Consider the following 23,648-nt stretch of genomic DNA (forward strand, 5'->3'; position numbering starts at 1 on the left):
CTATATCCCCCTCACACTTAAATAAAAACTAAAATTCTATCTTTCTAAAAATTTACTCTATCATAATTGTTTTTATTTATCAATTATTGTTATATTTTATTTATATCTTAAATAAATGTGAGTTGCAATAACAATTGTAAACTAGCAAAAATTATTTAATCCGTATAAAATTTTTCAGTAGTTCTTAAGATTTACACAAAATATAATTTTATCATGAGTTTTTTATTATGTTTGTATTAATTTAAAACTCCAACTATATTTTGACATCCCAACCCCTCTTTTAATCTAGAAATTCAGTTCATTTCTTAAGTCTTTGTTTTATTTATATTCCTTCAAATTTCATATTTCTAGCAACTGTAATTTCCTCTACTAAATTATTGTAAAAACATTCAGAATGCTTTTTATTAATTTCTGCAATTTCTCTTGCTTCTTCAGTATAAAATAAGTTGTAAACTTTTTTTAATTTATTATTATATTCTCTAAAAAAAGAACTGGGATCTTCTTTTTTTCCAGTATGTATCATATTGTTTTCATTAACTGTATAAATAGGAATATTTACATAACCTTGGTATAGAAAGGTCCTTGCAATGCCTATAACTCCTGTTACATCTAATTTATCCGCATCAAAGATTATTTTAGCCTCTATTGTAACAGGTTTATTTTTTGTTCTGTATCTATGAGATACTATGCATTCCTTTACATGTTGACAGTCTCTTTCATTCCATCCTATTTTCTTTAAAAAAGCATAAGCAATTTCTCCACCTTCTTTTGCATGACATTTTTCAGGATTTTTAAACTGAACTTTTCTTCCTATGTCGTGTAGTAAAGCAGATGCAATTACAATTCTCTTATCAGCATTTTGATACTTACTAGCAATTATTTTAGAATAATTTAAAACTCTATAAACATGTTCAATATCATGGGCGGAATCATCCATGAATTTTAACATAAATTCCTCTATAGTTTTTTCTTCTTCCCTTACCATTTTACCTCCTAATATATCCATATTAGATTAATTTATACCTCAAGTATTTGATATAGTAATAACCATAGTAAAATCACTATTGGTTATATTTGTTATTCTCTCTAATAAATCATATATTTTACTTGTTTCACCTTTTAACACTGTGGACATATCTCCAATATTGTAATCTAAATCGGATTCTACCACTAATTCCAGTACCTTTTCCACTTCCGTATTTACCTTATCTTTTCCTAAGGGATAAAAACTAAGTTGACATGATATTAATTTTTCTTCTTGAATTTCACACATACAAATCCACCTATTTTTCCTTTTTCTTTTTCAATAAGCTCATTTTTAAAATTAAATTCATCTTCTCTAGCTGTTGGTGAAATATATAGGCACTCCTCTTTTTTAACAAAGCTATTTTTATCCAACCTTTTTATGTCTTCTCCTGTCTTAAACCTTGCTTTTTCATAAGCTGTTTCATTAAAAACATTACTACTATAGAATTTTTCCCATTCTCCACCTTTTTGAATAGTCCCTATTACTATTGCTCCATTATTTTTTGTAACCCTTTTAATTTCATTATAAGCTTTTCTAGGCTCATAAATAAATTCAAAAGCTGTCATAGATATAGCTGCATCAAAATAAATATCTGAAAAATCTATATTATAACTACTCATATTATAAAATTCAACGCTTTCACCCTTGTATTTACTTTTCGCCTTATCTAACATCTTTTTAGATATATCTATTCCTACTACTTTACAACCTAAATTTGCCAATTTATAACTAATATTTCCAGTCCCACAACCTATATCTAAAATTTTCATTCCCGGTTTAGGATTTAAGCAATTAAATAACAGGTCGGTTTCTATTTGGTCTACAAATTTACCTATCTTTGTAGTGTACCATTCATCATACCCTTCATAAAATTCATCAAAAATAATTTTCCCCATTTTTCTCCTCTTCATTTTTAAATTTAAAATCACCTTACTGTTTTAATATATATTTAATCTCAATTTCAAATTTATATCATTATTAACTCTTATTCAATTAATATTATTATACTGTATCTTGACTAATTTATAGCTAATAGTATAATTAAAGATATGGTTCTTTTTAGAACTAATTTGAGGTGTATTATGGATAAAGATTTTAATATGTTAGTAAATTTTAGACAAATAATAAAATTTTTTGAATTTAGTCTACAAGATATAAGAAAAAAATATAATTTAACGAAAATAGAAATGGATATTATAAGTTTTTTATTTAATAATCCAAGTTATGATACTGCATCTGATATTGTAGAGTTACGTATGCTACAAAAGGGAAATGTTTCCCAAGCTGTGGACCTCTTAATAAAAAAAGAACTTTTGATAAAAAAAACAGATGCTTTAGATAAAAGAAAAATCCATTTAATTTTAACTGAAAATTCAAATAATATAACTGAGGAAATTTCCAATGCTAAATTAAAGTTTAAACAACAGATTTTTAAAGATTTTACAACTGAAGAATTAGACACCTACAATTACTTAAATAATAAAATTGTTAATAATGTAAAAACAGAACTGGGAAAGGATGAATAAAATGAATGAAGACAGAGATTTTTTAGGTACTGAACCTCTTGGAAAGCTACTACGAAAACTAGCTATTCCAACAGTTGTCGCCCAAATAATCAATATGCTATACAATTTAGTAGACCGAATGTACATAGGTCATATTCCGGAGGAAGGCCATCTCGCTTTAACAGGTCTTGGTGTATGTATGCCTATTATAATGATAGTTTCAGCCTTTGCTGCTTTAGTTAGTAACGGTGGTGCTCCAAGGGCATCTATTTTTATGGGAAAGGGCGATAGTGAATCGGCAGAAAAAACATTAGGCAATTCCTTCTTTTTACAAATAATAGTTTCCATAGTTCTAACTATTGTATTATTAATTTGGAACAGGGATTTTCTTATGGCCTTTGGTGCTAGTGAAAACACCATTGAATACGCTGTAGATTATATGAATATATATGCCATAGGTACAATTTTTGTCCAACTTACTTTAGGAATGAATGCATTTATTACTGCCCAAGGCTTTGCAAAAATAGGAATGTATTCTGTTCTTATTGGTGCTGTAACAAATATAGTTTTAGATCCAATTTTTATATTTGCTTTTAATATGGGCGTTAAGGGAGCAGCCTTAGCTACAATAATATCCCAAGCTTTATCTTGTATATGGGTGGTGTCCTTCCTACTTGGCAAAAAGACCTTCTTGAAAATTAAACCTAAATACTTTAAACTTCAAGCTAATATAATAATACCTAGTTTAACCTTAGGTTTAGCTACATTTATTATGCAAGCAAGTGAATCTATTATATTTGTTGCCTTTAACTCATCTTTGTTGAAATACGGTGGTGATATAGCTGTAGGAGCAATGACTATTTTAACCTCTGTAATGCAGTTTGCAATGTTACCTTTACAAGGTTTAGGACAAGGGGCTCAACCTATAATTTCCTATAATTATGGAGCAAAGAACAAGGAAAGAGTTTTAGGTGGTTTTAAATTACTTTTAAAATACAGTTTAATATATTCCTTATCCCTATGGGCTTTTGTAATGATATTCCCAAAATTATTTGCCAGCATGTTTACAAATAATATTGAACTAATTAACTATACTAAAACTGCCTTACGTATTTATTTAGCAGTGCTTTTCATATTTGGAATTCAAATAGCATGCCAAATGACCTTTACTTCCCTAGGAAATGCTAAAGAGTCAATAATGGTTGCAATTACTAGAAAATTTGTATTATTAATTCCTTTTATATATATAATGCCTAGAGTCTTTACATCTAATAAGGCTTTTGCAGTATATGCAGCAGAACCGGTTGCAGATATTTTAGCTGTTACCTTTACAGTATTACTCTTTAGAAAACAATTTAAAAAAGCCTTGGATAAAATATAATTATATTCGGTTATATAAATGAATTTAAAAAAGACGATAGTTTAAAAACCATCGTCTTTTTTAAATTCATTTATATATTTTTCACTGGAACGATTCATTTCCTCTGAAAATTTAGAATTATATTTTCTTTTACAAAATTTTCCTATCCAATTTTCAAAAGTATTATTTCCTATATTATGTCTAACTAAATCTACCAGCTCTTCATCTTTTAATTCCTTATAATTATTTTCATGAACTATTGTTTTAATACTAGGTCTTTTTGGTTTATTTCTTACTTTTTGATTTTCTGTAGGATAACCATATACTGCCATTGTAATTGGAAGGACGTTTTTCGGTAGTTTTAAAAGTGCCTTTACCTTCTCGTAATTTTCCAGTATATCTCCTATATAACAAGAGCCAATTCCAAAACTCTCTGCTGCCACTACGGTATTTTGTGCTGCTATTACCGTATCTGAAATTGAAAGAAGCATATCGCCAAATCCTAATTCTCTAGGTTGACAATTTCCATATTCATATAGATCATACCATTTTTTATAATCTGAACAAAAAACCAATACCAAGGAAGCTTTTGCTATAAATGGTTGATTATCACATAGAATAGCCAGTTCATCCTTTATTTTTTGATCTGTAACTTTTATTATTGAATAAAGTTGTTGATTTCCGGCTGAAGGCGCTTCGATTGCTGCTTTTAAAATTTCATTTGTTATTTCTTCTGGAATATCCTTTTCAATATATTGTCTTACAGATTTTCTGTTTTTAATTTGTCTTATTATTTCGTTCATCTATCTATAAAATGTATCTAAGTATTTTAATTCTGATGAAATTTCCTTCATTACTTCTTCTATTGCTTCTTCTGATGAAATTTCTTTATTTACCATTTCTTTTCTTGTTGAATATTCAACTATATTATCCGTTGCACCTTTTCCAACGGTTATTCTAAGAGGTATACCTATTAAATCCCTATCGTTGAATTTTACTCCAGCTCTTTCCTTTCTATCATCTAAAAGAACTTCTACTCCTTTTAAAACCAATTCTTCATATATTCTATTTCCCACTTCTATTTGTTCCTTATTTTTGCTATTAATAACAGTTACAATCACATGGTAAGGTGCAACGACCAATGGCCAAATTATACCTTTTTCATCGTGATTTTGTTCAACCACTGCTGTAACAGATCTTGTAACTCCTATTCCATAGGAACCCATATAAAAATATTTTTCTTTTCCATTCTCATCTAAATACTTTGCATCTAAACTTTTGGAATATTTAGTACCTAATTGGAAAATATTACCAACTTCTATTCCCCTTGCAGATTTTAATACAGAGCCTGTATTAGGATCAATGTCCCCTTCTTGAATCATCAATAAATCTTTTGCAATTTCTCCATTAAAATCCCTGCCGAAATTCGCATATCTATAATGATGATCCTCTTCATTTGCTCCAATAACAACATTTCGCATTTCCGTTAACCTAGAATCTATTATAACCCTTACATCCTCCGGTGTTTTTTCCGTTGGTCCTGTAAATCCTGGAGCGGAATTTAAAAGATTTACGATTTCTTCATCATTCATCATAGCAATTTCATGTTCCGGAGCTCCTAAATATGAAACTAATTTCGACATATTTAATTCCCTATCACCTGGAATAAAAACTAATACAGGTTTTCCTTCAACAATTAAATCAATTGCTTTTGCACAATGACTTTTTGGAACTTCCAAGTAATTTGCAACATCCTCTATTGTCTTACAATTAGGTGTTGTTACTTTTTCCATAGGTAAAACAGTAATATTTGAATCGTCAACAGAATAATAAACTTCTGCCTTTTCATCAGTTGCGGCAAAGTCACTATCTTCACTATAAAATATTACCCCTTCTCCAACATCTGAAAGAGCAATAAATTCATGAGAGCTATTTCCTCCCATTGCTCCTGCATCTCCTGCCACTACTTTGTAATTTAACTTTAGTCTATCGAATATAACTTCATAGGATCTCCACATATTCATATATGCTTCCTTCATAGTTTCTTCATCTGTGTCAAAGGAGTATGCATCCTTCATTAAAAATTCTCTAGCCCTATTTATTCCAAATCTAGGTCTTTTTTCATCTCTGTATTTTGTTTGAATTTGATAAATATTTAAAGGAAGTTGTTTATAACTTTTTATCTCTCCCTTAATTAAAGTTGTAAAATATTCTTCTGCCGTTGGTCCTAAACAAAATTCCCTTGAATTTCTATCATGTAACTTAAACATTTCCGGACCAAAGGTGTCCCATCTACCAGATTGGTCCCAAATTTCTCTTGGCTGTAAAGCAGACATTAATATTTCCTGAGCTCCAAAATTATCCATTTCTTCCCTAACGATATTTTCTATTTTTCTTACGACCCTATATCCTAAAGGTAGGTATGAATAAATACCGGCTGCTGATTTTCTTATCATACCGGAGCGTAATAATAATTTATGACTGGCTATTTCTGCGTCAGCCGGATCTTCCCTAAGTGTTGGCATATAAAATTTCGACATTTTCATAATAATAACCCCCTATTATTTACAATTCATTTCTATTTTCTTACTTATCTACAAATTAATATAATTTTTATAATATCTTATAGTTTAAACAGCTTCCTTTGACCTACCTACAACTTATTAGGTAAAATTGGTAGGTCATAAAAAAAGAGTCCTTCACCTAACAGAAGGCGAAAGACTACGCGGTACCACTTCATTTAATCCTATGGATTATCTCTAAAGCTATAAGGCACAACCCTGTATGTTTTCATACATCCTCTAAGATAGGTTCATTAACTTCATTTAAAAGTTTTCACCAACCACTTTCTCTCTAAAAAAATCCATTAATTACTATTTCTCTTCTTTGGAATAAATTGATTTTATCATAGGTAAATATTTTTGTAAACTTAATTACCAATAGTTCCTTTTCCACTTTCTATTACTCATAATGGAAACAATTAATAAAATTATCCATCCAATTATTGTCCAACTTAATAAGATACATAAAAAGAATAATGGAATTTTAGCATTACCCTTACAATTGAAAAATGGAAGCAATAAAAACAATATAATAAATAATATGCCAATATTAATTATTTTATCTCCTAAAAAGGATAAATCAATAGAAAAAATTTCCATTAAGTAATACCTTGCAGGCTCTACCAAAACCGTTGATAAGACTAAAGACATAATTGTCACTAAAATATTATATATAATATTTCTTATTCTTTTCCAAATTCGTTTTCGTCTTTTTTTCTTTTCTATTCTCTCTTCTTCTAGCTTTTCGTTAGAATAATCTTCCTTCCTTTTTCTATTATCTTCCTTTCGAAAATTAGAAAATCTACTTCTTGGTTTTTCTTTTTCTTCATCATTATTTTTTCTTGGTTCGTCATTTATGGAAGATTTGTCAAAATATTCTTTTTTCTTTTCTTTGTTCTTCTTAATACTATCAAAGAGGTTGTAATCTGACCTTTCAAATAAAATTCTTTTTTTTGTATCCTCTAAATCATCATCTTCAACATTATATCTACTGGTTTCGTCCTGATATTCAGCGTGAACTTTTTTGTTTTTATCTGTACTAATATCTATTTCTTCTAATTCCTCTTCAACTTCATCCTTCGATAAAAACTGACTAAAGTCATATTTCCCTTCTTTTTTCTCCATATCCGTTTCTATTTCATAATATTCAATTGTTTGTGTACTTTGACTTTTCTCTTTATTATTTTCTGTAAAATTCTCAATTGGTTTCCCACATGAAATACAGAACTTATAATCTTTTTCTATTTTTTCGCCACAGTATTTGCAACGCATATTAACTCCTTATAATAAACAATTATTTGATATTAAGTAATTATATCATATGAATCTTTTATAAATTGTTACATTATTTCAAAAAATATTGAAAAACTGATAAAATACTATAATAAGGGGTGATTTCATGAATAATTTATTTCTAAATAGACGTTCTGTAAGGAAATTTAAAGATAGGAAAGTTGAAGAGGAAAAAATTAATAAAATATTGGAAATTACATTAACAGCACCATCCGGAAGAAATAGAAAGCCATGGGATATTATTGTTGTAAATAAAAGGGAGCTTATTAATAAAATTGCAGATGCCAGACCTGAAGCTATTAGTTTTCTTAAAACTGCACCTTTAGCCATGGTTGTTGTTATGGACCTAGAGTCAGGCACCGCTATTGCCGACGGAGCCATTATTGCTTCCTATATACAGCTTGCTGCTGAACTGGAGGGCCTAAATACCTGTTGGGGACATGCCTTTGAAAAAATCAATCTAAAAGGCGAAAATGTAGAAGAAAAAATTAGAGAAGTACTAAATATTCCTGAAAATAAAAATATACTTTGTACTATAGGAATTGGTTATGGTGATGAAGATAAAGAACCTCATGATATTAAAAATCTACCTATGAATAAAGTACATTTTAACAAGTATTAAAAAGATAATACAATTAACAAAAACCCAGTAAATTATACTAAATTCAGGCTGTTGACAATAAAGTATCAACAGCCTGTAATTAATTGGACATTAAGTTACTATTATAAAAAATTAATGTCCATCTGTTGATATTAGTTATCAGATAATATATAATAATTATAAATATATTATAGACTTTTTAATAATTTCTATAATATATTTTTTGTTTTTATTTAGGTTCTATAATTTATGGTGTTGGTGAAGAAAAATGAAAATCTTCTCCAGCACCATTTTTTTATAAAAAAAGAGACATAACAACCATTTTTCCGATACAATAAATTCACTACAAAATACCAATCGGAGGTCATTATGTCTACAAGTAATTATATCTTAGATTTCTTAGGAATAAAAGATAAGAATATTAAATTTATTAAATTCAGCAATAACATGAGAAAGAACAATGTAACATATAAAGTTATAGACGCTAAACTTTCTTATACTCCTAATGTTTGTCCAATTTGTGGAAATATGGACAAGAATGCAATTATTAAGCACGGAAATAAAATATCAAATATTAAACTTCTTCCACTAAATGGAGATCCTACTATTTTAAAATTAAGAAAACAAAGATTTTTTTGTAAAGAATGTTCTCATACTTTTACAGCAAAAACCAATATTGTAGAGAAAAATTGTTTTATTTCAAATAGGGTAAAATTACATATAACTGAAAATCTAACTATGAAAATAAGTCAAAAGGATATTGCTAGGTTAAATTACGTATCTTCTAATACTGTTAGTCGTTCTTTAGAGGCTAATTATAAGGCTTTTAGAGTTAACAAGTCATATCTGCCTGAAACTTTGTGTTTTGATGAATTCAAATCCACTAAAGATGCTAAGGGCAGTATGAGCTTTATCTTTTGTAATGGTGATAGGAAGAATTTTAATATTATAGATATTGTTGAAAATCGTACTCTCCCTTATTTAACTAAATATTTTAGAAAGTTTACCTATAAAGCAAGAGCAAATGTGAAATATATTTGTATAGATATATATAAACCTTATATGTCATTAATTAAGGATGTTTTTCCTAATGCTCAAATAGTTTTAGATAAGTTTCATATTGTAAATCTTATTGGCAGGGCTTTGTTAAAAACAAGGATTGAAATAATGAAAAACTTTAGTACTTCCTCTATTGAATATAAAAGACTAAAAAGATATTGGAAGCTAATTCAAAAGGATTCTTCTAAACTTGATATAATCCACTTTAGTAAATGGACACATTTTAATAAGTGGAAAAGCACATCTGATGTAGTAAATGAAACTATAGCCGTTGATGATAATTTAAAGAAAACATATGAGGTTTATCAAATTCTTTTATCTGATATTAGATGTGAAAATTCTAAAAGATTAAGGGAACATTTAACTTTATTTAAGGATACAGTAAGTGAACAAATGGAAGTAGCTATAAACACCTTGTTAAAATATTTTGAATATGTGAAAAACACTTTAAGTACGAACATTACAAATGGACCCTTGGAAGGTACTAATAATCTTATTAAAAGTATAAAAAGAATAGCTTTTGGATATAGGTCATTTTATAATTTTAGAAATAGAGTTTTTATAATTAAAAATTTAATGAAGCCAATAGAAAATTATCAGGCAGCTATATAGCTGCCTGATATAAAAGTAGTTTGTTATTTTATTGTATACCAACACCATTTGACAAAGAACCTTTATTTATAATTGTTTTAAACAGAAAAAGAACACTTTTTTGTATAACCTCCTAATCCTAGTTTTTGGTCTAACTTTTAGGGGCCTTACACCTTAGTGTTCTTTTTGATTTAAATCATTATTTTCATTTAATGGGAAACTAAATTTAAATGTACTTCCTTCACCTAACTTACTCTTTATTTCTATTGTACCATTATGGACTAGGGCAACATGTTTAACAATAGCAAGTCCAAGTCCTGTTCCCGATTTTTTCCCTCTGGCTTTATCTACAACATAAAACCTTTCAAAAATTCTATTTATATCTGTTTCTTTTATTCCTATACCTGTATCTGAAATTTCTATTACACAATTTCCATTTTTTTTATATAGTTTTACACTGATTAAACCATATGGTTTATTGTATTTTATGGCATTGGATAACAGATTATTTACTAAATCCTTTATTTTATTTTTATCGGCATAAACTTCAAAATTATCCAATTCTTTTAGAATTTTTACTTTTTTTAAAGAAGCAACATTTTCTATGCTTTTTACCAATTCGTCTATAAAATCACCTATATAAAAATGTATTTTTTCTATTTTTATTGATGTAGGGTCATCATATTTTGAAAGGATTATAATATCATTAATAGTCATTAATAATTTATTTGCATCTTCACCAATTGTTTTGGCAAAAGTTTTTGCTTCTTCATCTTTCGCTAATCCAAGTTCTATTAACTCTGCATAACCTATTATTGAAGTTAATGGGGTTTTTAATTCATGGGTTACATTTGCTGTAAATTCAGATCTGATTTTTTCAGCATTTTTATATTTTTCCATAGAATACATGCTTGTTTTTTTCTCTTTATTTAACTTCTTCAACATTTGTTTTAAATCTTCTTCATATTCTATGCCTAGTTTGTTTTCATTAAATACTTCTGAAATAATAATATCAGCCAAGTGATTTAAGTTAGTTGTACTTGTTTTTTTACTTAATATGAAATAATTGACTACAAAAGTAATTATTAATAAAAAAAGTATTATATAAATATTTTCTAATAATATTTTATTTAGTAAAGAGTTGTTTAATACAAGTAAAAAAATTACAAATACCACTATTAAAACTATATAAATACCAAGTATTATTTGTAATGCTTTTTTATTTAATTTTTTCATCTTAGTCCACTATTTTATATCCTACATTTCTCACTGTTACTATATAGCTACTTAATTCACCTAATTTTTGTCTTAATGTTCTTATATGAACATCAACAGTTCTAGTTTCACCCTCGTAATCAAATCCCCAAATTTCCTCTGTTAATTTTTGCCTTGTCAATACTATATTTTTATTTTCAATAAGATATAATAATAGTTCAAATTCCTTGTAGGTTAATTTTATAATTTCATTATTTACTGTTACTATTCTTTTATTTAAATCTATTACTATATTTTTAAATTCCACTATATTATTTTCGTCAATTTTCTTTGAAACCCCTGCTCTTCTTAAAACAGCTTTTATTCTTGAAATTAATTCCATAACTCCAAAAGGCTTTGTTATATAGTCATCGGCTCCCATATCTAAACCTCTTACCTTATCCATTTCATCAGTTTTAGCTGTAAGCATTATAACGGGAATTTCACAGTATTTATCACTGGATTTCAATTTTTCCAATATTGTATAACCATCTTCTTCTTCTAACATTATATCCAAAATAATTAAATCCGGTGTTTTTTTCAACAGTTCCTTTTCTAATTCTTTGTATCCAAGTAAACCTACTGCTTTAAATCCACTGTTATTTAAAGCGTAGACTACTAAATCCCTAATATTATCTTCATCTTCAACTACATAGATATTATACATATTTCACCTATTGTATTAGTTATTACTATGTTTTCCTGTTATGGAAAACTCCACCCATTCAGAAATATTTTCTGCATGATCTCCTATTCTTTCTAAGTATTTTGCTATCATTAAAACATCTACTGCATATTCAGGATTTGTATCGGAACTTTTAAATTCCTTAATAACGTCTTCTTTTACTTCATTGAAATATGCATCTACTTTATCGTCATGTTCTCTTATGTTATCTACTAAGGACAAATCTCCTGTAACAAAACTCTTTATACTCTCTTTTACCATTTCTATGGATAAAGCCGCCATTTGCATTATGGTATCAAATGTATCATCCTTTGTAAATTTAGGCATACTTAATGTAATTTCTGCAATATCTGCTGCATGGTCGCCTATTCTTTCCATGTCTGTAATCATCTTTAAGGCTGCAGAAATAAGTCTTAGGTCAGATGCTACCGGCTGTTGCTGAAGTAATAGTTTTAAAGCTCTTTTTTCAATGATTCTTTCCATTTCATTTACTTCATCATCACCTTCTAATACCATTTTCGCTTTTTCTAAATCCTTGTGTTTAAAAGCACTAATAGCATCTATTATCCTTTCTGAAATCAATTCTCCCATTTCAGTTAGTTCACCATTTAATTTATCTAATTCCCTATCAAATTTATTTCTCATATCTCCTCCAATTAACTGAAACGTCCTGTAATATAATCTTCTGTTCTTTTATCACTAGGAAAAGAAAATAGTTTTTCAGTTTTGTCGAATTCAACTAATTCTCCCAGTAAAAAGAATCCTGTTTTGTCTGACACTCTTGTTGCTTGCTGCATATTATGAGTTACTATAACTATAGTATACTCTTTTTTTATAATTTCCAGCAAATCCTCTATTTTAGCTGTTGATATAGGATCAAGAGCTGATGTTGGTTCATCTAGTAGTATAATCTCCGGTTCAACAGCCATAGCCCTTGCTATACAAATTCTCTGTTGCTGTCCTCCCGATAATGCTAAAGCTGATTTTTTTAAATTATCTTTTACTTCATTCCAAATTGCTGCTTGTCTTAATGATTTTTCCACTATTTCATCTAGTGTTTTTTTATCCTTAATACCATGTGTTCTTGGTCCATATGCAATATTATCATAAATTGACATTGGAAATGGATTAGGCTTTTGAAAAACCATTCCAACTCTTTTTCTTAAATCGTAAACATCTATTTCTGAAAATATTTCCTTTTTATCTAAATATATATTTCCATCTTTTCTAAAGGAAGAAACAAGGTCGTTCATTCTGTTTAAACTTTTTAACAACGTTGACTTCCCACAACCTGATGGTCCTATAAATGCTGTAACTTCATGTTCTTCTATATTCATATTAATATTTTTTATAGCATGAAAATCCCCATAATAAGAATTAAAATTTGATATTTCAATTTTACTCATCAATTGTATCCTTTCCTAATTTTTTCGCCAGTTTTGTTGATATAAAGTTTATTGCTAATATTACTATTAATAAAACTACTCCCGTAGCATATGCTTGATTAACATTTAAACCTTCGCTAGATAAAGCATACATATGAAGGGCTAAGGTCCTTCCACCGCTGGCTTCACCAACTATTCGTGAAGGTACTTCAGCAACTGTACCTGAAGTATATAACAATGCTGCAGTTTCTCCAATTATTCTACCAATCCCTAAAATAACCCCTGCTAAAATCCCAGGCATTGCTGATGGAATAACAATTTTCAAAATCGTTCTAACTCTTCCTGCTCCCAAACCAAAGCTGGCATCTCTTAAAGGTTGGGGAACGGCAAGTAAAGCTTCTTCTGTACTTCTCATAATAAGTGGCAATATCATAATTGCAACTGTCATTGAACCGGCTAATATACTCATATTCCATTTTAAATAAATTACAAAAAATAACATGCCGAATAAGCCATAAACAATAGATGGAATTCCTGAAAGCGTATCAGCTGTTATTCTTACTAAATTTACAATTTTACTTTTTTGATTAGCGTATTCAGATAGATAAACCGCCGTTAAAATCCCCAATGGTACGGAAATTATCAATGCTAAAACTATCATAATTAATGTGTTTATAATTGCTGGCATCATCGATAGGTTTTCACTTGTATACTTCCATTGAAATAAGCCTAAGTTTAAATGAGGAACTCCTTTTATTAAAATGAAAGCTATTATAAAAAACAAGGAAAAAAATGTAATTCCTGTAAATAGATACACTAGCCCTTTTACTATTTTACTTTTAGTTTTCATTTTTATTCCTCCTCTTACTTATAACAAATAATAGGTTAATTAAAAGAATAAATATAAATAGGACTGCTCCTGTTGCAATTAATGCCTCTCTGTGCAAATCTGCAGCGTAGCCCATCTCCAAAACTATATTCATAGTCATTGTTCTAACTCCTCTGAAAAGTCCTCTAGGAAGACGAGGTTGCCCTCCTGCAACTAAAATAACAGCCATAGTTTCTCCTATTGCTCTACCTATTCCTAAAATTATTGCAGAGATAATTCCAGACTTTGCCGCCGGAAGTACTACTGTAAAAATTGCTCTTTCCTTTGTTGCTCCCAGTGCAACAGCCCCTTCATAATAAGTTCTTGGAACAGCTCTAATTGCTGCTTCTGAAAGAGAAATAATCGTAGGTAATATCATAATTCCTAAAATAATAATTGCAGAAATCATAGTTAATCCACTTCTTCCTATAATACCTCCTATTATAGGAACTACTACTATTAGCCCAAAAAAACCATAAATAATTGATGGTATTCCTGCCATTAAACTAATTCCGGAAGACAAAAAGGAATATACTTTTTTAGGACAATATTTAGCCATAAAAACCGCTGTAAATATCCCAGTAGGTACTCCTATTATAATTGCTCCTAGAGTAACGTAAAAACTCGAAATAATCATAGGTAAAATTCCGAATTTCGCTGGACTAGAAGTAGGGGACCATTTGGTCCCCAAGAGAAATTCGGATATTCCTATTTTTTTAATAGCTGGTAGACCATTTGAGAAAATGAATATACAAATGATTGCTACGGCTATTATTGATGCAAAGGTAGAAATCAAAGCTATTGTTTTAAAAGATCTCTCCTTAAAATAAAATATTTTTTTATTTTTCTCTTTATCCATAATTCCCTTCCTATTTATTTAACATCTTTCCAATCCATTATTTTTTCAGTATATATATCCTTTATACTTTCCAATTTAACATCTTCTATTGGATTTTCTTTATTAATAACAACTGCTATTCCATCTAGAGCTATAGTTGTTTTATTTAAATTTTCTTCACTATCCTTTAATTCTCTAGACACCATACCAATTTGAGCAACTCCATCATTAACTGATTGAATTCCTGTTGTTGAGTCAGATAGGTTAACTTGTATTTTTACATTTGAATTAACTTTTCCATAAGCCTCTACTAATTTTTCCATAACCGGCGTTACAGATGATGAACCTGCTATTGTAATATTTCCCTCTACATCTGCTGGAGTATATTCTTTTTCTTCAGATTCACTTTTTATATATCCTTCTTCTTCAACTATATTTTGTCCATCTTTACTAAGAATATAATTTATAAAATCATTAACTACTTCATTTGTATCATCGTTAGTAACTATATTAAATGGTCTTGCTATTTTATAACTTCCATTTGCTACATTTTCACTACTTACTTCAACACCATCTATTTTTAATGCTTTAACAGAATCCTTTAATGAACCAAGTGAAATATAACCTATAGCATTTTTATCTCCTGATATAGCTGTCATAACTGCTTCTGTATTGTTTTGAATAAAAGCTTCTTCTGAAGTTAAATCATTTTTGTCTTCATCTTGAATTCCAACAAGTTCAACAAAGGCAGATCTTGTTCCAGACCCTTCTTCTCTTGATATAACTGTTATTTCACCGGATGCAGATGATGAACCTGCTCCACTTTCCTTTGAATCATTCTCTGAATTACCACATGCTCCTAACACCATTACTAAACCTAAACTAATTGCCAATATCTTAAATATTTTTTTCATACTATCCTCCGTATTAATATTAATTCTTCACAATATTACTTTAATCTAACTATGTTAAATAAAAACAGTATCTATGTTAAATTTATGTAAAATATTTATTATTAATTTCAACAAATAAAAAAACAGAGTAAGTTTTTCACTTACCCTGTTTAAAAATATAATTATTGCAAGTTTTTGCTGGATATCCACGCTGTTTCTGTTTTACCGGTTTTAGCACTGGTTATTTTTCCATAACACCAAATTCTTCCACCATCATCATAGATTTTAGTAATAGTAATAGCATCACCTTCTACAGCAATTCCTACAACCTTACCATTAATGCTGGAATCATCCCTTAAATTGGCTTTCCCGCTTTTTATTTCTACGGTTTTCCCTACCCATTTACTTGAATCCCTAGGTAGTTCTTCTGTTTTTAAATTGGTCTTGTTCTTTTTATCGTCATCTTTATCTGTTGGATCAACTTGTGCAACATCGTCTCCTTCTATGGATTGTAGAAGTTTTTTAGCTTTCTCACTATCTCCAACAGCTCTTAAATAATCGTTTAATATTGATGAAGCCAAGTAGGTGTTGTCATTGTTAATATTTATCTTAGCCTCGTTTATTATTGATTCTTCTATTTTGGATAATTCTTTCTTTACTTTTTCATAATAAATAGAATCTTCCCTGTCAATTTTAGAAAAACTATTTATGGCAGAAATATATTCATCTGCTTTTATTTTTTTCATACCAATTTCATAATAATTTTTTTCAACTTCCAGTTTTTTAGCTTCTTCTTTTTTATCTTTATATTTTTTATCTCCTGTTTTTGAAATTAATCTGGAATATATTTCTACAGCAGATTTGTACTCTTCCTCTTCCATATATTTTTCAGCATCTTTAATAAGTCCCTTTTCACCAGACTTATTAATTCCAAACGACAGCATTAAAGCAAAAATTATTATTCCAATTATACTGGCTATAGCAATTAATATCTTCTGTCTATCTTTACTTGCCATCTCTACACCTTCCATTTATTTACTATCAATATGTATAATATACTACATATCAATATACAAAGTAAATATCATATTAATTTTTGAACAATAATTTTATCTAAAACATCCTCTATTTGATGTCTTTTTGCTAAATCTTTTGAAAAAGCCGTTGCTGTAGCAGATGCCATTGCAACTTTAAAAGACTCTTCTAAGTTGGAAGTTCTTATATATGTTGCAATAAAACCAGCTATCATTGCATCTCTAACGCCTTCGCTTCTTACTTCTTTACCCTTAACACCTTCGCCTTTAAAGGCATGTCCACCGCTAAATAAATACGCCCCTTTTTCACCAACTGAAATTATTGCATGTTTAGCACCTAGTTCTAATAATTTAAATCCATATTCAACTATTAATTCTCGTGTATCTAGTTTTACATTAAACATTTTTTCAACATCAGATAAATTAGGCTTAATTAATAATGGCCCTCTTTTTATAAATTCCTTTAGTTGTTTAGGCTCTGCATCTACTATAAACTCTGCTTTATTAGCTTTACAAATGGATATAATCCTATCCTGTAGATCATCATCAAGGGAAGGTGGCATTGTTCCCATCATTATAACCGTATCCCCTTCTTGTATTCTAGACATAAAATACAAAAATTCCGTTTCCTCATTTATGGATACGTTAGGTCCCCTACCATTAATAACAATGTTTTGATTAAGGAGTTTAATATTAATTCTTGTTTCATCATCTATTTCTATGAAAGAAGTATTAATGTCCTCCATTTTCAACCAATCCTTTACAAATTCCCCAGTATACCCTCCAATAAATCCAGTTGCTACTGAAGGCATCCCTAATCTTCTGAGAACTCTGGCTACGTTTATGGATTTTCCTCCCGGAACTCTCAAATCATTATTCATTCTATTTGTAATATTCGGTTCTATTCCATCAATTTCTACTAATAAATCCATAGAAGGATTTAAGGTTACTGTATAAATCATAATACCTCCACGCTATTTTACTATGTCTAATAATATAAATATTATTGGTTTAGATATTAATACAGAAAGTAATTCTGCTATTATTACAGATATAATAATTGTAGAAAATACCTTCAGATAATTATCTTTTTTAAATTTATTCCACAATAATGCTTGTATAAAAAAAGCTTCTATTAATAATATTATAATGGTTGTTAAGATAATTCTAAAGCTAAATTGATCATATAATATAATTTGCATACTAATAACTATATTGCCTAAAAAATAAGCCAATAGTTTTAATATGGATATTAGGGTAGTTGTGTATATTGTAATGGTTTTTATTGACGCCTTGTCCATATTGGGTACATAGTTAAAGCTCAATGCCTTTAATGATACTAGAGGCCCTGCAGCTGTAATACACAAATTTAATATAGTTCCTAAAAGCATAATTATAAAACCTATGAATTTCCCAACGGTTTTTCCTGCTAAAAAAACCCGCACTATTGAAAATGTAGGAATAATTAAGGCTATTGTTGTTAGGATTATAAACAGGTTTAAATACTTACTTTCACCTAAAACCATTTGCTGCATTGACTTTTGAGTCTTATTATAAATGAATTCCTGACTTTTCTTTATTTGAAATATAATCTTATTTGTATATTCTTTTATTACATTTATATATTCTTTAAAACTTCTTTTTTCTGTATTAGTTTCTGTGCTAGTTTCTGTATTATTGTTTTCTATATTGTTATTGTCTACACTATTGTCTTCTGTATCTTTCGAATTGGTCTCTTTAAATAAATCACTGACTATTCTTGTACTACCATAATCCTCTTCATAATCTATATTTTTAGATTCTTCATTATTGTCTTCTACAACTTCCTTAGAATCTTCCTTACTTACAAAAAGATCCTCTAATCTATTGCTAGTGGTTTTTTCTTTATTGTTAAGTTCGTCTATATTGTTTTTTTCAATATCTTCTATCTTGGTATTTTCCGTATTTTTAACTTTTGATTCCTCTAAATCAATATCTTCATTGTCATTTAAAGCTGAATCAAAAAATTCTTTTATATTAAATCCACACATTGGACAGAATTTAGATTTCGAAGGTATCTTTTTTCCACAATTTGGACAATACATTCTATCACCTCTTTTAATAAAACTATTATAACATAGCATTTCTATTGAAAAGATTTTGTAGATTTTTTGTAATAATTAGTTACCTATATTTCTAATATTAATATAAAAGAGCCTAACTAAAGTTAGACCCTTCTCTTAAATTCATAAAATTTATATTTTAATTGATTTTTATCGTCAAAAAACTCTTCCGATTCTGAAACTACTTCAAAATTTTCATCATTAAATAAATTTGGTATATGGGTATCTACTTCCTCATACCCTTTATTAACAATTGTTATTAACGCCTTATCGATATAATTCCATAGGGTATTTACTAGGTTCCCTCCACCAATTAAAAATTCTTCTTTTTCTTTGTTAGGGTTAATTTCCCCTAATTTGTCTTCCAATTCATCAATTGAAGACACTGAAATACCTTCCTTTAAATCCAGTTTGTTTCTTGATAAAACAATATTTGTCCTATTTGGCAACTCCTTGGAATTTGGCAAAGCTTCAAAAGTTCTTCTTCCCATAATTACAATATTGTCCATAGTCAATTCTTTAAATCTTTTTAAATCATCACCTATATAAAACAACATATCGCCATTAATACCAATTCCAAAATTTTTGTCTGTTGCTACTATTAAAGTTAATTTCATTATAATATAAACGTACCCTTTTTTGAATTCTCAATAATCTTAGTTAATCTTTCCATAGCGCCTTCTTCTAGCCAGTTAAATTCATTATGCATAATTCTTATAACCATAAATCCATTTTTAGCGCTGATTATATCTACTAAACTATCCTTTAATGCCGTTGGTAAGGCTATGGTAGAGCTATCGTTTATAGTTTCACTCTTCTCTATCCAATAATCTATTGGAAAACCCAACTTTATATTTTCCGGATAGTTTTCCAAGGTAATTTTTCTTTCCTTAGTGAATTTCCCTAATCCGTCATATACAAAAATCAATTTGTTTTCCTTGTTAAATGCAGTTAGCATTATATCTTTTCTAAGATTGTTTAAATCCTCTATAGTATACCTATTATCAAAGGCATCTAATACTTTTTTAATGTCTTCGTCCTTTGATATATCATAGTCTATAAAATTAAACCTTTGATTATAATCTACATCTCCTTCAAAATAAATTCTTATAGATTTTTTCAAGGCTTCTATTTGTACCTTCTCTTCTTCTCTTCTTACAAATATACTGTTTGCCATAGTTCCTCCTAAAACAAGTCTCCCTTAATACTTTCCATTTAAAATTCTAGCAATATGAACTCCACTTGCTGAAGCTTGCGACAAGGAATGAGTTACTCCTGAGCCATCTCCAACACAGTACATTCCCTTAACGCTTGTTTCAAGATTTTCATTTACTTCAACTTTTGAATTATAAAATTTCACTTCTACACCATATAATAGAGTATCTTCATTTGCCATTCCCGGTGCTATTTTATCCAATGCATAAATCATTTCAATAATATCGTCTAATTGTCTTTTTGGAATTACTAAGGATAAATCCCCTGGAGTTGCTTTTAATGTAGGTCTTGTAAAACATTTCTTCATTCTACGTTCATCGGACCTTCTACCTTTAATTAAATCTCCAAATCTTTGTAGTAATACCCCTCCACCTAACATATTCGACAGCCTTGCTATAGATTCACCATATTCATTTGAATCTCTAAATGGTTCTGTAAAGGTATTGGAAACAAGTAATGCAAAATTCGTATTTTCCGATTGTAATTTCGGATCAGAATAAGCATGACCATTAACTGTAATTACTCCATTTGTATTTTCTGCTACTACTTCTCCATAAGGATTCATGCAGAAAGTTCTTACTAAATCATTGTACTTTTCCGTTTGGTATACAATTTTACTTTCATATACCTGGTCTGTTATATGTTTAAATACCTCTGCTGGTATTTCTATTCTTACTCCAATATCCACCTTATTACTTTGTAGATTTATATTCTCCTGTTCACAGATTGTTGAAATCCATTTTGAACCGGATCTTCCTGCTGAAAGAATTAAATCTTTACAATGGTATTCTTGTCCTTTATTGGTAATTATTGTAAAACCCGTTTCTGTTCTTTTTACAGTTTCTACAGTAGTTCTCCAAATCATATCTATTTTTGGTTCTATATATTTACAAATTTTTTTTAATATTTCTATATTTCTATCTGTTCCAAAATGTCTTACTTTTGCATCTAATAAGTGTAAATTATTTTGTAATGCTAAGGTTTTTAAATTACTTGACGCTGTTGTAAATAATTTTGAATCCCCTTCGTCAAATTTACATAAAACCGAGTCAACATATTCCATTAACTCTATTGCTTTTTCATCTCCAACGAAGTTGTGTAAATCTCCACCAAAATTATTTGTTATATTATATTTACCATCAGATAATGTTCCTGCTCCACCAAATCCACTCATTATGTTACAAGGAACACAACTTATACACTTTTCTACTTTTCCAGCTTTTATAGGGCATATTCTTTTTTCTATAGGATTACCCATATCTATCATTAATATTTTTGCGTCTATATCTAATTTTGTAAATTCATAAGAAGCAAAAACTCCACTTGCCCCTGCTCCAACAATTACTATATCATAATTATTATCCATATTATCCTCCATTTACACCCACAGTATTATATATTCTTTATATTATAAAAGCAAGCACTTTAAAACCATTTCTTCTTTTTAAAGTAAATTATCATTATAATCATTAAGATTATAGAAATCAACCAAAATATCGGATAAGAATACTCCCATTCCAATCCTCTCATATATCTGAAATTCATTCCGAATACACCAGATAAAAATGTTGTAGGTAAAAATATAGTTGACCAAATTGTAAGTATTTTTGTAATATCATTGGTTTTGTCACTAACCATATTATTGACTATATCTATCATATTAGAAGCTAATTCCTTATATACTTCAATACTTTCAATAATATCATCTATACTATCATTAATGTCTCTATAATAATATTTGGTTTGTCTTTCCTTTTTTTCTTCACTAATATCATATATATATTCGACTAAATTTTTCAAAGGTGTAACATATTTAATCATATAAATCATATTTCTTCTTAATAAATATAGCTCATCTATTATATCATAATCACTATTTTTTATAAGTTCAGAATCTAATTTATCGATTTTTACTTCTATTTCCTCAAAGACATCATAATAATTTTCTACTATTTCATATATTATAGAAAACAAAAGTTTATTTGCTGAATTAAAATTTTCCTTATTACTTATTAGCAGTTTTTTGTTTAGTTTGGAAAATAATTGGTTATTTTCCCTAGTTAGAGTAATTATTATTTTATCCTTAACGAATAAATATAAATCATCATAGGCTATTAAATTTTCATTTTTCTCATCTAATTTAACCAAATGTAAGACCATAAAAATTAAATCATCATATTTCTCAACCTTCGTTCTTTGAGTCTTTTCAAAAATATCTCCTAATATTAAGGGATGAATATTTAATTTTTCATTTAAAACTTCAATATTCTTTTGAAAATCTCCACCTTGTAAGTTAATCCAAGAAATAGTTTCTACATCAACTTTCAGTTCACCTATCTTATTGAAAGATTCCAGTTTTATTTTATCTTCTATTGTTAATAATTCTACACAACCACTTAAGTTATTATTATTCATGGCTAGCTCCTATGTTTTATAATTCATACTATATATTATAATAGATTCTAATGATTAATAGCCATGTTTATGCTAAAATATATGTATTCAGAATATGTTAGGAGTTTATATGGAAATTTTTTCGGATCTGTTTTTAACATTTATAACCTACAGCTTTCTCGGTTGGATTATTGAGAGTGTTTATTGCTCTATTGGAGAAAGGAAAATTATTAATAGAGGCTTTTTAATTGGTCCATATTGTCCTATCTATGGATTTGCAGCAGTGTTGATTGTTGTGTTCTTATCTAAGTACAATAATAATATTTTGCTTTTATTTTCCTTAAGTGTTCTTTTTTCTGGAATAATTGAATATATTACAAGTTATGTTCTTGAAAGAATTTTCAAACTTTCCCTATGGGACTACAGTAGCCATAAATTCAACTTAAATGGTAGAATATGTTTGAAAAATCTAATTTTATTTGGTATTTTAGCCATTTTAGTTATTAAGGTTATTAATCCTGTAATTGAAATCTTTTATTCTACTATTTCAGAATTTTCAGTATTTGTAATTTTTGTAATTTCTTTAGTTGCCTTTACCATAGATTTAATTCTAACGGTAATGGCAGTATTGGATATTCGAGAACTATCAAATACAACTTTAAATTTAGATGAACTTACAATTGTTAGAAATGGATTTATAGAAGAACTTGAATACAAGGGTGGAAACTTTGTACATAGTTTAGAGTCTAAAGGTGAATCTATTAAAAACAATATAGGTGATAAAACAGAATATTTAAGAAATACAATAAAAGTTCAAAGCGATAATATAATTAAAATGATTTCTAAAAAAGAGAATTTTAAACTAAATTTTATACACAAAAGATTTATAAAAGCCTTTCCTAATTTAAAACCACTAGATAAAAATAAATCCTTTAACCTTTTAAAAAATAAAATAAAAAATTTAAATAAAAAATAATCTTTGT

General features: G+C 28.4%; 25 protein-coding genes and 1 other annotated feature. Of the genes, 5 read left to right on the forward strand and 20 right to left on the reverse strand.

What is annotated here, in order from left to right:
- Nucleotides 1-322 precede the first annotated feature (322 nt).
- Genes JFY71_RS03085 through JFY71_RS03095 form a run of 3 tightly spaced genes read right to left on the reverse strand, consistent with a single transcriptional unit; the run spans nt 323 to nt 1,923 of the window.
- The gene (locus JFY71_RS03085; RefSeq protein WP_243661583.1) at nt 323-985 is read right to left on the reverse strand and encodes an HD domain-containing protein; all 663 of its coding nucleotides are present in this window, start codon (nt 983-985) and stop codon (nt 323-325) included.
- A gap of 39 nt (nt 986-1,024) precedes the next feature.
- The gene (locus tag JFY71_RS03090; RefSeq protein ID WP_243661584.1) at nt 1,025-1,273 is read right to left on the reverse strand and encodes a YkoF family thiamine/hydroxymethylpyrimidine-binding protein; all 249 of its coding nucleotides are present in this window, start codon (nt 1,271-1,273) and stop codon (nt 1,025-1,027) included.
- Nucleotides 1,246-1,923 (reverse strand): class I SAM-dependent methyltransferase, encoded by a 678-nt coding sequence (locus JFY71_RS03095; RefSeq protein ID WP_243661585.1) that lies wholly within the window; start codon nt 1,921-1,923, stop codon nt 1,246-1,248. Before JFY71_RS03095 ends, JFY71_RS03090 begins: the two co-directional genes overlap by 28 nt.
- A 186-nt stretch (nt 1,924-2,109) precedes the next feature.
- Here JFY71_RS03095 and JFY71_RS03100 point away from each other — a divergent pair, with 186 nt between their 5' ends.
- Together JFY71_RS03100 and JFY71_RS03105 are read left to right on the forward strand one after the other, a co-directional pair.
- Nucleotides 2,110-2,553 carry a MarR family winged helix-turn-helix transcriptional regulator gene (locus JFY71_RS03100; RefSeq protein ID WP_243661586.1) on the forward strand — a complete coding sequence of 148 codons (444 nt, stop codon included), beginning with the start codon at nt 2,110-2,112 and terminating at the stop codon, nt 2,551-2,553.
- A 1-nt stretch (nt 2,554) separates the two neighbouring features.
- On the forward strand, nt 2,555-3,913 hold the full coding sequence (locus JFY71_RS03105) for an MATE family efflux transporter (RefSeq protein ID WP_243661587.1): 1,359 nt from the start codon (nt 2,555-2,557) through the stop codon (nt 3,911-3,913).
- Between the two features lie 41 nt (nt 3,914-3,954).
- Here JFY71_RS03105 and JFY71_RS03110 read toward each other — a convergent pair whose 3' ends face one another.
- The 3 genes from JFY71_RS03110 to JFY71_RS03120 form a co-directional block, all read right to left on the reverse strand.
- Nucleotides 3,955-4,695 carry a nitroreductase family protein gene (locus JFY71_RS03110; RefSeq protein ID WP_243661588.1) on the reverse strand — a complete coding sequence of 247 codons (741 nt, stop codon included), beginning with the start codon at nt 4,693-4,695 and terminating at the stop codon, nt 3,955-3,957.
- The gene (locus JFY71_RS03115) at nt 4,696-6,438 is read right to left on the reverse strand and encodes a proline--tRNA ligase (protein WP_243661589.1); all 1,743 of its coding nucleotides are present in this window, start codon (nt 6,436-6,438) and stop codon (nt 4,696-4,698) included.
- Nucleotides 6,439-6,598: 160 nt separating this feature from the next.
- Nucleotides 6,599-6,788 (reverse strand) — a binding site (T-box leader).
- A 37-nt stretch (nt 6,789-6,825) separates the two neighbouring features.
- Nucleotides 6,826-7,725, reverse strand: coding sequence for a zinc-ribbon domain-containing protein (locus tag JFY71_RS03120; protein WP_243661590.1), 900 nt, complete (start codon nt 7,723-7,725; stop codon nt 6,826-6,828).
- A 127-nt stretch (nt 7,726-7,852) separates the two neighbouring features.
- Between JFY71_RS03120 and JFY71_RS03125 the strand changes: the two genes are divergently transcribed.
- Both JFY71_RS03125 and JFY71_RS03130 read left to right on the forward strand, forming a co-directional pair.
- Complete coding sequence (locus JFY71_RS03125; RefSeq protein WP_243661591.1) at nt 7,853-8,368, forward strand: nitroreductase family protein; 516 nt, start codon at nt 7,853-7,855, stop codon at nt 8,366-8,368.
- 348 nt (nt 8,369-8,716) lie between these two features.
- Nucleotides 8,717-10,018 (forward strand): ISL3 family transposase, encoded by a 1,302-nt coding sequence (locus JFY71_RS03130; RefSeq protein WP_243660222.1) that lies wholly within the window; start codon nt 8,717-8,719, stop codon nt 10,016-10,018.
- Nucleotides 10,019-10,171: 153 nt separating this feature from the next.
- On the opposite strand, the gene JFY71_RS03135 is transcribed toward JFY71_RS03130, so the two are convergent.
- The 14 genes from JFY71_RS03135 to corA all read right to left on the reverse strand — a co-directional run bounded on the left by JFY71_RS03135 (nt 10,172) and on the right by corA (nt 22,686).
- Complete coding sequence (locus JFY71_RS03135) at nt 10,172-11,233, reverse strand: sensor histidine kinase (protein ID WP_243661592.1); 1,062 nt, start codon at nt 11,231-11,233, stop codon at nt 10,172-10,174.
- Between the two features lies 1 nt (nt 11,234).
- On the reverse strand, nt 11,235-11,918 hold the full coding sequence (locus JFY71_RS03140; RefSeq protein ID WP_243661593.1) for a response regulator transcription factor: 684 nt from the start codon (nt 11,916-11,918) through the stop codon (nt 11,235-11,237).
- Between the two features lie 15 nt (nt 11,919-11,933).
- Nucleotides 11,934-12,581: a phosphate signaling complex protein PhoU gene (phoU, locus tag JFY71_RS03145; protein ID WP_243661594.1), complete on the reverse strand. Its 648-nt coding sequence runs from the start codon at nt 12,579-12,581 to the stop codon at nt 11,934-11,936.
- A gap of 11 nt (nt 12,582-12,592) precedes the next feature.
- Nucleotides 12,593-13,342, reverse strand: a complete 750-nt coding sequence (gene pstB, locus JFY71_RS03150; protein WP_243661595.1) for a phosphate ABC transporter ATP-binding protein PstB — start codon at nt 13,340-13,342, stop codon at nt 12,593-12,595.
- Complete coding sequence (pstA, locus tag JFY71_RS03155; protein ID WP_243661596.1) at nt 13,335-14,171, reverse strand: phosphate ABC transporter permease PstA; 837 nt, start codon at nt 14,169-14,171, stop codon at nt 13,335-13,337. The genes pstB and pstA overlap by 8 nt, the downstream gene beginning before the upstream one ends.
- Nucleotides 14,161-15,048, reverse strand: coding sequence for a phosphate ABC transporter permease subunit PstC (gene pstC / locus JFY71_RS03160; RefSeq protein ID WP_243661597.1), 888 nt, complete (start codon nt 15,046-15,048; stop codon nt 14,161-14,163). The genes pstA and pstC overlap by 11 nt, the downstream gene beginning before the upstream one ends.
- A 14-nt stretch (nt 15,049-15,062) precedes the next feature.
- A complete protein-coding gene (locus JFY71_RS03165; RefSeq protein ID WP_243661598.1) occupies nt 15,063-15,941 on the reverse strand; it encodes a substrate-binding domain-containing protein in 879 nt (292 codons plus the stop codon).
- A gap of 161 nt (nt 15,942-16,102) precedes the next feature.
- Nucleotides 16,103-16,936 carry an SH3 domain-containing protein gene (locus JFY71_RS03170; RefSeq protein ID WP_243661599.1) on the reverse strand — a complete coding sequence of 278 codons (834 nt, stop codon included), beginning with the start codon at nt 16,934-16,936 and terminating at the stop codon, nt 16,103-16,105.
- Nucleotides 16,937-17,004: 68 nt separating this feature from the next.
- Nucleotides 17,005-17,916 carry a 1-phosphofructokinase family hexose kinase gene (locus JFY71_RS03175; protein WP_243661600.1) on the reverse strand — a complete coding sequence of 304 codons (912 nt, stop codon included), beginning with the start codon at nt 17,914-17,916 and terminating at the stop codon, nt 17,005-17,007.
- Nucleotides 17,917-17,928: 12 nt separating this feature from the next.
- Entirely contained in the window at nt 17,929-19,038 is a 1,110-nt protein-coding gene (locus JFY71_RS03180; protein WP_243661601.1) for a zinc ribbon domain-containing protein, read from the reverse strand.
- Between the two features lie 122 nt (nt 19,039-19,160).
- Nucleotides 19,161-19,673 carry a dihydrofolate reductase gene (locus tag JFY71_RS03185; RefSeq protein ID WP_243661602.1) on the reverse strand — a complete coding sequence of 171 codons (513 nt, stop codon included), beginning with the start codon at nt 19,671-19,673 and terminating at the stop codon, nt 19,161-19,163.
- Entirely contained in the window at nt 19,673-20,233 is a 561-nt protein-coding gene (locus JFY71_RS03190; protein ID WP_243661603.1) for a hypothetical protein, read from the reverse strand. The genes JFY71_RS03185 and JFY71_RS03190 overlap by 1 nt, the downstream gene beginning before the upstream one ends.
- Nucleotides 20,234-20,257: 24 nt before the next feature.
- The gene (locus JFY71_RS03195; RefSeq protein WP_243661604.1) at nt 20,258-21,637 is read right to left on the reverse strand and encodes an NAD(P)/FAD-dependent oxidoreductase; all 1,380 of its coding nucleotides are present in this window, start codon (nt 21,635-21,637) and stop codon (nt 20,258-20,260) included.
- 59 nt (nt 21,638-21,696) lie between these two features.
- On the reverse strand, nt 21,697-22,686 hold the full coding sequence (gene corA / locus JFY71_RS03200) for a magnesium/cobalt transporter CorA (protein WP_243661605.1): 990 nt from the start codon (nt 22,684-22,686) through the stop codon (nt 21,697-21,699).
- A 109-nt stretch (nt 22,687-22,795) separates the two neighbouring features.
- Between corA and JFY71_RS03205 the strand changes: the two genes are divergently transcribed.
- Nucleotides 22,796-23,641 (forward strand): putative ABC transporter permease, encoded by an 846-nt coding sequence (locus JFY71_RS03205; RefSeq protein WP_243661606.1) that lies wholly within the window; start codon nt 22,796-22,798, stop codon nt 23,639-23,641.
- Nucleotides 23,642-23,648: the final 7 nt, after the last annotated feature.

This window comes from Miniphocaeibacter halophilus (assembly GCF_016458825.1).
Classification (GTDB): domain Bacteria; phylum Bacillota; class Clostridia; order Tissierellales; family Peptoniphilaceae; genus Miniphocaeibacter; species Miniphocaeibacter halophilus.

Bases quoted from the DNA above. Each gene is read 5' to 3' on its own strand.
- JFY71_RS03090 (WP_243661584.1), bottom strand. From the start codon at position 1,273: ATGTGTGAAATTCAAGAAGAAAAATTAATATCATGTCAACTTAGTTTT.
- JFY71_RS03095 (WP_243661585.1), bottom strand. From the start codon at position 1,923: ATGGGGAAAATTATTTTTGATGAATTTTATGAAGGGTATGATGAATGG.
- JFY71_RS03120 (WP_243661590.1), bottom strand. From the start codon at position 7,725: ATGCGTTGCAAATACTGTGGCGAAAAAATAGAAAAAGATTATAAGTTC.
- JFY71_RS03205 (WP_243661606.1), top strand. From the start codon at position 22,796: ATGGAAATTTTTTCGGATCTGTTTTTAACATTTATAACCTACAGCTTT.
- JFY71_RS03195 (WP_243661604.1), bottom strand. From the start codon at position 21,637: ATGGATAATAATTATGATATAGTAATTGTTGGAGCAGGGGCAAGTGGA.
- JFY71_RS03180 (WP_243661601.1), bottom strand. From the start codon at position 19,038: ATGTATTGTCCAAATTGTGGAAAAAAGATACCTTCGAAATCTAAATTC.
- JFY71_RS03175 (WP_243661600.1), bottom strand. From the start codon at position 17,916: ATGATTTATACAGTAACCTTAAATCCTTCTATGGATTTATTAGTAGAA.
- JFY71_RS03085 (WP_243661583.1), bottom strand. From the start codon at position 985: ATGGTAAGGGAAGAAGAAAAAACTATAGAGGAATTTATGTTAAAATTC.
- phoU (WP_243661594.1), bottom strand. From the start codon at position 12,581: ATGAGAAATAAATTTGATAGGGAATTAGATAAATTAAATGGTGAACTA.
- JFY71_RS03165 (WP_243661598.1), bottom strand. From the start codon at position 15,941: ATGAAAAAAATATTTAAGATATTGGCAATTAGTTTAGGTTTAGTAATG.
- corA (WP_243661605.1), bottom strand. From the start codon at position 22,686: ATGAATAATAATAACTTAAGTGGTTGTGTAGAATTATTAACAATAGAA.
- JFY71_RS03110 (WP_243661588.1), bottom strand. From the start codon at position 4,695: ATGAACGAAATAATAAGACAAATTAAAAACAGAAAATCTGTAAGACAA.
- pstC (WP_243661597.1), bottom strand. From the start codon at position 15,048: ATGGATAAAGAGAAAAATAAAAAAATATTTTATTTTAAGGAGAGATCT.
- JFY71_RS03115 (WP_243661589.1), bottom strand. From the start codon at position 6,438: ATGAAAATGTCGAAATTTTATATGCCAACACTTAGGGAAGATCCGGCT.
- JFY71_RS03190 (WP_243661603.1), bottom strand. From the start codon at position 20,233: ATGGCAAACAGTATATTTGTAAGAAGAGAAGAAGAGAAGGTACAAATA.
- JFY71_RS03105 (WP_243661587.1), top strand. From the start codon at position 2,555: ATGAATGAAGACAGAGATTTTTTAGGTACTGAACCTCTTGGAAAGCTA.
- pstB (WP_243661595.1), bottom strand. From the start codon at position 13,342: ATGAGTAAAATTGAAATATCAAATTTTAATTCTTATTATGGGGATTTT.
- pstA (WP_243661596.1), bottom strand. From the start codon at position 14,171: ATGAAAACTAAAAGTAAAATAGTAAAAGGGCTAGTGTATCTATTTACA.
- JFY71_RS03135 (WP_243661592.1), bottom strand. From the start codon at position 11,233: ATGAAAAAATTAAATAAAAAAGCATTACAAATAATACTTGGTATTTAT.
- JFY71_RS03185 (WP_243661602.1), bottom strand. From the start codon at position 19,673: ATGAAATTAACTTTAATAGTAGCAACAGACAAAAATTTTGGAATTGGT.
- JFY71_RS03130 (WP_243660222.1), top strand. From the start codon at position 8,717: ATGTCTACAAGTAATTATATCTTAGATTTCTTAGGAATAAAAGATAAG.
- JFY71_RS03140 (WP_243661593.1), bottom strand. From the start codon at position 11,918: ATGTATAATATCTATGTAGTTGAAGATGAAGATAATATTAGGGATTTA.
- JFY71_RS03125 (WP_243661591.1), top strand. From the start codon at position 7,853: ATGAATAATTTATTTCTAAATAGACGTTCTGTAAGGAAATTTAAAGAT.
- JFY71_RS03100 (WP_243661586.1), top strand. From the start codon at position 2,110: ATGGATAAAGATTTTAATATGTTAGTAAATTTTAGACAAATAATAAAA.
- JFY71_RS03170 (WP_243661599.1), bottom strand. From the start codon at position 16,936: ATGGCAAGTAAAGATAGACAGAAGATATTAATTGCTATAGCCAGTATA.